This is a genomic window from Streptomyces sp. NPDC020780, from assembly GCF_044334475.1.
Classification (GTDB): Bacteria; Actinomycetota; Actinomycetes; order Streptomycetales; family Streptomycetaceae; genus Streptomyces.
Map to the genome: position 1 here is coordinate 221483 of NZ_JBIRTB010000001.1, position 9933 is coordinate 231415.

Genomic DNA, 9933 nt, shown 5'->3' on the forward strand with positions numbered 1-9933 from the left:
CGGAAGCCGCCGCACGGAAACGAAAGAGGCGGGGGGGGGGGGGGGGGGGGGGGGGCCGGGCGCGCCGGGGGCCCCCCCCCCCCCCCCCCCCCCCGCCGCGCTGTCCTGCGTGTCGGGCTGACCTACAGCGCTCCGAAGCCCACCCGTCGGGCGCTGGGCTCGCCGATCTCGACGTAGGCGATCCGATCGGTCGGCACCAGAACCTTGCGGCCCTTGTCGTCCGTGAGGCTGAGCAGCTGCGTCTTGCCGGTGAGCGCCTCGCCGACCGCGCTCTCGACCTCTTCGGCGGAAAGCCCGCTCTCCAGAACGATCTCCCGGGGCGTGTGCTGCACCCCGATCTTGACCTCCACGGCTATGTCCCTCCGACGGTCCGTCTCTGCGCGGTGAACCGCGCCGTACGCAGCACACATTAGCCCGGTGAAGGGACCGACCACGGGTCGACCGGCAACGCCCGCAGCGAACACCGGCGGGCACTGCCGCCGGGGACGGGTCGCGACCGGTCCCCGGGCAGGGTGATCAGTGCTGATCGATGCCGTGCAACGGGAATCCCGCGATGCCGCGCCAGGCGAGCGAGGTCAGCAGCTGGACCGCCGTGTCGCGCGGGATGGCGGAACGGCTGGAGAGCCAGTAGCGCGCCACCACCTGCGAGACGCCGCCGAGACCGACCGCGAGCAGCATCGACTCTTCCTTGGACAGGCCCGTGTCGCCCGCGATGACGTCGGAGATCGCCTCCGCGCACTGCAGCGAGACACGGTCGACCCGCTCGCGCACCGCCGGCTCGTTGGTCAGGTCGGACTCGAACACCAGACGGAACGCGCCGCCCTCGTCCTCCACGTACGCGAAGTAGGCGTCCATCGTCGCCGCCACGCGCAGTTTGTTGTCCGTCGTCGAGGCCAGCGCCGTGCGGACCGCATGGAGCAGCGACTCGCAGTGCTGGTCCAGGAGGGCGAGGTAGAGCTCCAGCTTGCCGGGGAAGTGCTGGTAGAGCACCGGCTTGCTGACGCCGGCCCGCTCGGCGATGTCGTCCATCGCGGCCGAGTGGTAGCCCTGCGCGACGAATACCTCCTGCGCAGCGCCCAGCAGCTGATTGCGGCGGGCGCGGCGGGGCAGGCGAGTGCCCCGCGGGCGCGCTGCCTCTGTCTGCTCGATGGCTGTCACGCCGCCTCCCAATTGTGTGATCGAACGCAGCGGAAACCGTGCACGCTGCGCCATGCGGCCATCGTACTTTTGAGTAACCCGGGTGCGCGCGGCGCGGACGCAGAATTTCACGGACCGGACGGCTGCGGTAGCCACAGATCTGCCTGGTCTGGGCAGAAAGCGGGACGTATCAGCGGTAGTCGTCCTCATCTTGTCTGACGACGCGGGCCTGCTCCGCAGCGTCCGCCTCGTTCGCGGCGGCGGGGTCGATCCGGGTGAGCGGTTCGTCGTCCTCCGGCCGGATGTCGGCCTGCTGCTCGGCCGCGTCAGCCTCGGGGGCCTCCGGGTCCGACTCGTCGGACCGGGGGTCCTCGAACGTCTCGGGATCGCTCGGGTCGATCGTCATCGTGGCTCCCTTCCTTCCCTTGCAGCGTAGGAGCAACCCCTCCCGGACGCTATGCGGCCTGTGACCGCGAACACATCAATTGCCACGTGATCATCTCGTAACATTGCCGCATGTCTTCGACCGAGCTGCCCGGTACCCGCGACGCCGCTGCCGCCGTGGCCCCCATGGTCAGTGCCGTCAGGGTCATGGAGGGCGAGAGGCTGCGTTCCGTCGAGTTGCCGGGCCTCACGCTGACCGTCCGGTCCCGGCCGGCGCGGTCGGCGGGGCTCGCGCCGGCTCTCTTCGTGCACGGGCTGGGAGGCTCCTCGCAGAACTGGTCCGCGCTGATGCCGATGCTGGCGGACGTGGTCGACGGCGAAGCGGTCGACCTGCCCGGCTTCGGGGACTCACCGCCGCCGGACGACGGGAACTACTCGGTCACCGGACATGCCCGCGCCCTGATCCGGCTGCTGGACGCCGGGCGCCGCGGACCCGTTCACCTTTTCGGTAACTCTCTGGGCGGCGCCGTTGCCACCCGGGTCGCGGCGGTCCGTCCCGACCTCGTGCGCACCCTGACGCTCGTTTCCCCTGCTCTGCCCGAGATCCGGGTACAGCGGCCCGCCGTCCCCACCGGGCTGCTCGCACTCCCGGGCGTCGCTTCCCTGTTCGCCCGGCTCACCCGGGACTGGACCGCGGAACAGCGCACCCGCGGTGTCATGGCACTCTGTTACGGCGATCCGGCGCGCATCTCCGAGGAGGCCTTCCGCCACGCGGTGGCCGAGATGGAGCGGCGGCTGGAACTGCCGTACTTCTGGGACGCCATGGCGCGCTCCGCCCGGGGCATCGTCGATGCCTACACCCTGGGCGGACAGCACGGGCTGTGGCGCCAGGCCGAGAGGGTGCTCGCACCGTCCCTGCTGGTCTACGGCGGAAGGGACCAGCTCGTCTCGTACCGGATGGCACGCAGAGCGTCCGCGGCCTTCCGCGATTCGCGGCTGCTGACACTGCCCGACGCGGGGCACGTGGCGATGATGGAGTACCCGGAGGCGGTCGCCCAGGCCTTCCGGGAGTTGCTGGACGAACGCGGCGGGAGCTGATCCGGGGCGTGGGACGACACAGCCGAAAGGGGCCCGGGCTCGCCGGACCCGAGGCGGGGGCCGCGGCCCCCGCCGACGGGGAGGGCGGTACGGCCCGCGTGGGCAGCGGGCGGCGCAGGCGGGATGCCGCGACGCCACCCGCCGGGGACGGGCACACCCCGTTCCACGACCTCCCGCAGGCCCGCGGCGGGCACCCCGAGCAGCATGAGCCCGGGGGCGGCTGGGGAGCGGCCGCGCAGCCGCGGCACGACGGCCGGGGCGGAACGGGCGGCCCCGGGCCGGATGCCCACGCCCGGCAGGCCGTGGCACGGCAGCTGTCGGCCCAGCAGGCGGCGCAGCGCGCGGCCGACAGGCGGACGGCGCCCGGGCCGCCCCCCGGTGGCTCTCCGCCCGTACCCGGCCCGCGCAGGGAGTTCGTCGACGCGTTCGACGCGGCCGGCCCGCGCCGGGCGGCACCGGTACAGGCCGGTGGGGCCGTCGGTACACCCGAGGGTCCGGACGGTTGCGAGGACGCCCCGGACGGCAGCGACGACCGGGCAGGCAGGGGCGGGAAGGGCCGCACGTTCACCGGGATCGCCGCCGCGGCCGTGACCACGGTGCTCGCCGTCGTGGTGGCCGGACAGGTGGCACAGGACTCCTCGGGCGGCCCGGGCGTCTCGCAGGCGGCCGGCTCCGGCCGTGAGGGCTCCGCGGACGCCTCCCGCTCGGAGGGGCGGCCGACCCCCGGCGCGGATCGGCCCGAGGTGAAGCCCCTGTCGTACGCGGAGAAGATGGCCGAGCCCTATCCGATCCTGCCCGACCTGAAGGCGTCGGGGCGGTTCGACGCGGTTCCGGGGCTGGCGAAGGCGCCGGGCCGGGGGCACAAGTACCGCTACCGGATCGATGTGGAGAAGGGGCTGGGCCTCGACGCCGGGTTCTTCGCCGAGGCCGTGCAGAAGACGCTCAACGACGACCGCAGCTGGGCGCACGGCGGGGCCATGACCTTCGAACGGATCTCCTCCGGCGAACCGGACTTCGTGATCACCCTCGCCAGCCCCGGCACCACCGGGGTGTGGTGCGAGAAGTCGGGTCTGGACACCACCGAGGACAACGTCTCCTGCGACTCCGCCGCCACGGACCGCGTCATGATCAACGCCTATCGGTGGGCGCAGGGCGCCGCGACGTTCGGCCCGGACAAGCTGCTGATCTACCGTCAGATGCTGATCAACCACGAGGTCGGCCACCGGCTGGGACACGGCCACGTGAGCTGCCGCACCCCCGGGGCGCTCGCTCCCGTGATGCAGCAGCAGACCAAGACGCTGGAGCTCGAAGGCATCAAGTGCCGACCCAACCCCTGGGTGTATCCGGGCAGTTGATGCGCGACCGGCCTCTTCTGTCCGCATAGTGGGACGGGTGTCTCATTCTGCGTTGACAGGGCGGAGGAGGTCGTCCATATTTCTCGGCATGTCACGCAACCCCGCATCATCCGAGCGCGCCGCCATCGAGCTGGCGCTCCTCGGCGTGGCCGGGTTCTGCGTAGCCGACATTCTCTGTCGCTGACGCCTGCTCGAGCGCGCGTCGGCCCCCTGGTGAGTCCCCACCGGCTCTCCCGGTCCTTCTGACCCCGCGCCCGGGCGTACTCCGTCCGCAGGCGCGGCCTCTCTCCCCTCCGGTCCTCTCCCCGCATCCCGGGGCGGAGTCCCGCTGCGCCCACGCGGACCCTTCCTCCTCCCCGCCGCAGCACACCGAGAGGTCATCTTCCGATGAGTCAGCCGTCCGTCATATCCCGCCGCGTGGCGACCACCGCCGCCGTCAGCCTCGCCCTGGTCGCCGGACTCGCGGCCTGCGCAGGGCCCCAGGACAAGGACAGCGGGGGAAGCGGCGGTTCCGGCGCCTCGGGCCGGCCGCAGAAGGGCGGTACCCTCACGGTCCTCAACAGCAACCCGCAGGAGGACTTCGACCCGGCCCGGCTCTACACCTCCGGCGGCGGGAACGTCCCCTCCCTCGTCTTCCGCACCCTCACGACCCGCAACCGTGAGAACGGCGCCGCGGGCGCGGAGGTCGTCCCCGACCTCGCCACCGACCTGGGGACGCCCAGCGAGAACGCCACCGTCTGGACGTACACCCTCAAGGAGGGGCTGAAGTACGAGGACGGCACCGCCATCACCAGCGCTGACGTCAAGTACGGCATCGAGCGGTCCTTCGCCGCCGAACTCTCCGGCGGAGCGCCCTACCTGCGCGACTGGCTGATCGGCGGCGCCGACTACCAGGGCCCGTACAAGGACAAGAAGGGCCTCGACTCGATCGAGGTACCGGACGCCAGGACCATCGTCTTCCGCCTGAACAAGCCCGAGGGCGAGTTCCCCTACCTCGCCACGCAGACCCAGACGACCCCGGTACCCCGGGCCAAGGACACGGGTACCACGTACGAGGAGCACCCCGTCTCCTCGGGCCCCTACAAGGTCGTCTCCAACGAGAACGACGGCGAGCGGCTCGTCCTGGAGCGCAACCCGCACTGGTCCGCCGCCACCGACGAGGAGCGCAAGGCGTACCCGGACAGGATCGACGTACGCTCCGGCCTGGACTCCGCCGTCATCAACCAGCGGCTCTCCGCGTCCCAGGGCGCCGACGCGGCGGCCGTCACCACCGACACCAACCTCGGCCCCGCGGAACTCGCCAAGGTGTCCGGCGACAAGAACCTCGCCGCCCGGGTCGGCACCGGTCACTTCGGCTACACCAACTACATCGCCTTCAACCCGAAGGTGAAGCCGTTCGACGACCCGAAGGTGCGCCAGGCGATCGCGTACGCCGTCGATCGCTCCTCGGTGATCAACGCGGCGGGCGGCTCCTCCCTCGCCGAGCCCGCGACCACCTACCTGCCGAACCAGAAGTCCTTCGGCTACACGACCTACGACCACTTCCCGGCGGGCAGGACCGGCAACGTGGCCAAGGCCAGGCAGCTCCTGAAGGAGGCGGGCTACGCCAAGGGCCTGACCGTCACCCTCACGCACTCCAACGACAAGGACTTCGAGACGAGCCCGGAGATCGCCACGGCACTCCAGGCCGCCCTCAAGAAGGCCGGTATCACCGTCGAGCTCACGGGTCTGGAGGGCAACGACTACTCCGACACCATCCACAGCGCCTCCAAGGAGCCGGGCTTCTTCCTCGCCCACTGGGGCGCCGACTGGCCCTCCGGAGGGCCGTTCCTCGCGCCGATCTTCGACGGCCGGCAGATCGTGAAGGACGGCGCCAACTTCAACACCGGCTTCCTGAACGACGCGTCGGTCAACAAGGAGATCGACGCGATCAACAAGCTCACCGACCTGGACGCGGCCGCCCGGCGCTGGGGCGCACTCGACAAGAAGATCGGCGAGCGGGCGCTGACCGTGCCGCTGTTCCACCCGGTCTACAAGCGGCTCTTCGGCCAGGAGGTCAAGAACGTGGTCATCAGCGACTGGACCGGCGTCCTCGACATCTCCCAGGTCGCGGTCAAGTAGTCATGTCGGACGTACTTCTGGCCCAGGAGGCGGGAGCGGCTCCGATCGCCGCCCCCGCCTCGGGGGCCCGGCTGTTCCGGCGGCGGCTGCGCGCACAGCGCGCGGCCACCGTCGCGGCGGCCGTGGTCCTCCTGCTCTTCCTGACCGCACTCGCCGCGCCGCTGCTCACGGCGCTGGCCGGCCAGGACCCCACCACCTACCACCCCGACCTCGTCGACTCGGCGGCCGGCGGGGTACCCCTCGGACCCTTCGGCGGGATCAGCGCCGAACACTGGCTCGGCGTCGAACCGCAGACCGGCCGGGACCTGTTCGCCCGCATCGTGTACGGAGCCCGGGTCTCGCTCGGAGTCGCCGTCGCGGCCACTCTCCTGCAGGTCGCCATCGGCCTGTTCGTCGGACTCGCCTCGGCCCTCGGCAACCGCTGGGTCGACCAGATCCTCAGCCGGATCACCGACATCAACGTGGCCCTGCCCCTCATGGTGATCGCCCTGGGGCTGCTCGCGGTCGTCCCGGCCTCCTTCCCCCGGCCCGTCCTCATCGCCCTCGTCATCGGCGGAATCAACTGGGCGGGCACCTCGAAGATCGTGCGCGCCCAGGCGCTCGCCCTGAAGTCGCTCGACTTCGTCGCGGCAGCCCGCCTCGCCGGACGGGGCCGGTGGAGCATCGCCCGCCGGGAACTGCTGCCCTCGCTGGCCGCGCCCGTCATCACGTACGCGGCGCTGCTCTTCCCCGCCAACATCACCGTCGAAGCGGCCCTGTCCTTCCTCGGCGTCGGCATCAGACCGCCGACACCGTCCTGGGGGCAGATGCTCACGGAGGCCGACACCTGGTACCAGTCGGCGCCCACCTACCTCCTGCTGCCCGCCGGACTGCTCTTCGTGACCGTGCTCGCCCTGACCGTCCTCGGCGAGGGCGTCCGCACGGCACTCGACCCGCGGGCCGCGTCCCGGCTGCGGGTGGGCACCGGACGCGGCGGGCGCGGGGAACGCGCGAAGGAGTGGACGTCGTGACCGGATTCCTGCTGAGGCGGGCCGGTGGCGCCGTCCTCGTCCTCCTCTCGCTCACCGTCATCCTGTACGCGGTCTTCTACGTGGCTCCGGGTGACGTCGCCCAGATCGCGTGCGGACCACGCTGCTCACCGGCGCAGGTCGCCCAGGTGACCGAGCAGCTCCGGCTCGACGACCCCGTGTACACGCAGTACGGGCACTTCCTCCAGGGCATCGTCGCCGGGCGCGACTTCTCCACCGGAACGGGCGTGGAGCACTGCTCCGTACCCTGCCTCGGAGTCTCGTACCAGAGCGACCAGCAGGTCACCCGGCTGATCCTCGCCAAGCTGCCGGTCACCGGGTCGCTCGTCGCCGGCGCGTTCGCCGGCTGGATCCTGCTCGGCGTCGGTACGGGTGTGCTGTCCGTCCGGCGGCGCGGCAGGCTCACCGAGCGGGTCCTCACCTGGCTGACCCTCGCCGGCACGGCCACGCCCGTCTTCGTCATCGGCCTGCTCCTCATCATCGTCTTCTGCTCCACGCTGCGGTGGCTGCCGTCGCCGACCTACGTGCCGTTCACCGAGGACCCCGAACAGTGGGCCTGGGGGCTGCTGCTGCCCTGGGTGTCCCTGGCGCTCATCGAGTCCGCCAAGTACGCCCGGCTGACCAGGAGCTCCATGCTGGAGACGCTGGCCGAGGACCATATCCGCACCTTCCGGGCGTACGGCGTCGGCGAGCGCGCCCTCATCGTGCGGCACGCGCTGCGCGGCGCGCTCGCACCCGTGATCGCGCTCAGCGCGCTCGACTTCGGGTCCATGTTCGGCGGCGCGGTGCTGACCGAGTCCCTCTTCGGGATCCCCGGCATCGGACGCGAACTCGTCCACGCGGTCAAGGTCGTCGACCTGCCGGTGGTCGTCGGCATGGTCCTGGTGACCGGCCTCTTCGTGGTGCTCGCCAATGCCGTCGCGGACGTGCTGTACGCGCTGGCCGACCGACGGGTGGTCCTGTCATGACATCACCGCTGGTCGAGGTCGCGGACCTCACCGTCGACTTCGGGCCGGTCCGGGCCGTGGACGGACTCTCGTTCACCCTGGAGGCCGGCGGGGCGCTCGGCGTCGTCGGCGAGTCCGGCTCCGGCAAGAGCGCCTCGGCGGCAGCCCTGCTCGGGCTGCACCGGGGGACGGGGGCCCGGGTCACCGGAAGCGTCCGCGTCGCCGGTACGGACGTGGGCGCGGCCGACGAGGCCGGACTGCGGGCGCTGCGGGGCGCGAAGGCCGCCATGGTCTTCCAGGACCCGCTCTCCTCACTGGATCCGTACTACCCGGTCGGCGACCAGATCGCCGAGGTCTACCGGGTGCACACCGCCGCGTCCCGGCGGGTGGCACGGGCCCGGGCCGTCGAGGTCCTGGACCGCGTCGGCATCCCGGACGCGGCCCGCCGCGCCCGGCTGCGCCCCCACGAGTTCTCCGGCGGGATGCGCCAGCGGGCGCTCATCGCCATGGCCCTGGCCTGCGAGCCCCGGCTGATCGTGGCGGACGAGCCGACCACCGCTCTGGACGTCACGGTGCAGGCCCAGATCCTGGACCTGCTGCACGACCTGCGCCGGGAGACGGGGATGGGACTGCTGCTGGTCACCCACGACGTGGGTGTGGCGGCGGAGAGCGTGGACGACGTCCTGGTGATGCGGGGCGGGCGGGCGGTCGAGCGGGGCCCCGTCGCCGAGGTGCTCGGCTCGCCCCGGCAGCCGTACACCCGCGAACTGCTGGCCTCCGTGCCCCGGGTGGAGGCCCGGCGGGTGCCCGCCGTCCCCGGACCGCGGGCCGCTCGCCCCGGGGGCGCGCCGCTGCTCGAAGCCGTAGGCCTGCGGCGCGAGTTCGGCCGGGGCGCCGGCCGGGTCGCCGCGGTGGACGGCGTCTCGCTCACCGTCCGCGCCGGCGAGACCCTCGGCATCGTGGGGGAGAGCGGCAGCGGCAAGACGACCCTCGGGCGCATGCTCGTGCGGCTGCTCGATCCGACGGCGGGCGTTCTCCGGTACGGGGGCGCCGAGATCGGCTCGCTGTCGGAGAAGGCGCTCCGACCGGCTCGCCGTGAGCTCCAGATGGTCTTCCAGGACCCGGTGGCCTCGCTCAACCCGCGCCGCTCGGTCGGCGAGTCGGTGGCCGATCCGCTCCGCGCCGCGGGGGAGACGGACGAGACCCGGATCCGGGACCGCGTGCGCGAACTCCTCGAACGGGTCGGCCTCGAAGCGGACCGGTACGAGCGCTATCCCCACGAGTTCAGCGGCGGACAGCGCCAGCGGATCGGGATCGCGCGTGCCCTCGCCGCCGGACCCAGGCTGATCGTGTGCGACGAGCCCGTCTCCGCGCTCGACGTCACCACCCAGGCCCAGGTGCTCGCGCTCCTCGCGGAGCTGCAACGGGAACTGGACATCGGCCTCGTCTTCATCGCCCACGACCTGGCGGTCGTACGGCAGGTCAGCGACCGGGTCGCGGTGATGCGGCGCGGCCGGATCGTCGAGCAGGGCGGCGTGGAGGAGGTGTACGGATCACCGCAGGACCCGTACACCAGGCAGCTTCTGGCGGCGGTTCCCGCACTCGACCCCGCACAGGCCGCACGACGCCGCGCGATCCGCAAGGAGCTGGCCGCAGCCTGACGCGGCGTGACCGGACCGCCCTTTATCGCGACAGAACGCGACCGGGGCGGGAAAGTTACGGTGGTTCACCCCTTTCGGTGGTGGGGCGGGCCACCCCCCCGCCCCCCCCCCCCCCCCCCCCCGGGCCGCCCCCCCCCCCCCCCCCCCCCCCCCCCCCGCGGGCCCGCCGCAATAAACCGCCCCCCCCCCCCCCAAGTACCCC

10 protein-coding genes are annotated in these 9933 nt (G+C 72.3%); 7 read left to right on the forward strand and 3 right to left on the reverse strand.

Features of this window, described 5'->3' with window-relative positions:
• Nucleotides 1-122: 122 nt before the first annotated feature.
• The 3 genes from ACH4VO_RS01025 to ACH4VO_RS01035 form a co-directional block, all read right to left on the reverse strand.
• Entirely contained in the window at nt 123-350 is a 228-nt protein-coding gene (locus tag ACH4VO_RS01025) for a DUF3107 domain-containing protein (protein WP_069170855.1), read from the reverse strand.
• 166 nt (nt 351-516) lie between these two features.
• On the reverse strand, nt 517-1158 hold the full coding sequence (locus tag ACH4VO_RS01030) for a TetR/AcrR family transcriptional regulator (protein WP_360998287.1): 642 nt from the start codon (nt 1156-1158) through the stop codon (nt 517-519).
• Between the two features lie 169 nt (nt 1159-1327).
• Nucleotides 1328-1543 carry a hypothetical protein gene (locus ACH4VO_RS01035; protein WP_360998285.1) on the reverse strand — a complete coding sequence of 72 codons (216 nt, stop codon included), beginning with the start codon at nt 1541-1543 and terminating at the stop codon, nt 1328-1330.
• A gap of 110 nt (nt 1544-1653) precedes the next feature.
• On the opposite strand from ACH4VO_RS01035, the gene ACH4VO_RS01040 reads away from it, so the two are divergent.
• From ACH4VO_RS01040 to ACH4VO_RS01070, 7 genes are all read left to right on the forward strand, one after another.
• Nucleotides 1654-2619, forward strand: coding sequence for an alpha/beta hydrolase (locus tag ACH4VO_RS01040; protein ID WP_360998284.1), 966 nt, complete (start codon nt 1654-1656; stop codon nt 2617-2619).
• Between the two features lie 8 nt (nt 2620-2627).
• Entirely contained in the window at nt 2628-3974 is a 1347-nt protein-coding gene (locus ACH4VO_RS01045) for a DUF3152 domain-containing protein (RefSeq protein WP_360998282.1), read from the forward strand.
• 88 nt (nt 3975-4062) lie between these two features.
• A complete protein-coding gene (locus ACH4VO_RS01050; protein WP_360998281.1) occupies nt 4063-4158 on the forward strand; it encodes an Ms4533A family Cys-rich leader peptide in 96 nt (31 codons plus the stop codon).
• Nucleotides 4159-4361: 203 nt separating this feature from the next.
• Entirely contained in the window at nt 4362-6095 is a 1734-nt protein-coding gene (locus ACH4VO_RS01055) for an ABC transporter substrate-binding protein (RefSeq protein WP_360998280.1), read from the forward strand.
• A gap of 2 nt (nt 6096-6097) precedes the next feature.
• The gene (locus ACH4VO_RS01060; protein WP_360998279.1) at nt 6098-7105 is read left to right on the forward strand and encodes an ABC transporter permease; all 1008 of its coding nucleotides are present in this window, start codon (nt 6098-6100) and stop codon (nt 7103-7105) included.
• A complete protein-coding gene (locus ACH4VO_RS01065; RefSeq protein WP_360998277.1) occupies nt 7102-8091 on the forward strand; it encodes an ABC transporter permease in 990 nt (329 codons plus the stop codon). The genes ACH4VO_RS01060 and ACH4VO_RS01065 overlap by 4 nt, the downstream gene beginning before the upstream one ends.
• Complete coding sequence (locus ACH4VO_RS01070) at nt 8088-9731, forward strand: ABC transporter ATP-binding protein (RefSeq protein ID WP_360998275.1); 1644 nt, start codon at nt 8088-8090, stop codon at nt 9729-9731. Before ACH4VO_RS01065 ends, ACH4VO_RS01070 begins: the two co-directional genes overlap by 4 nt.
• The last annotated feature ends 202 nt before the right edge of the window (nt 9732-9933 follow it).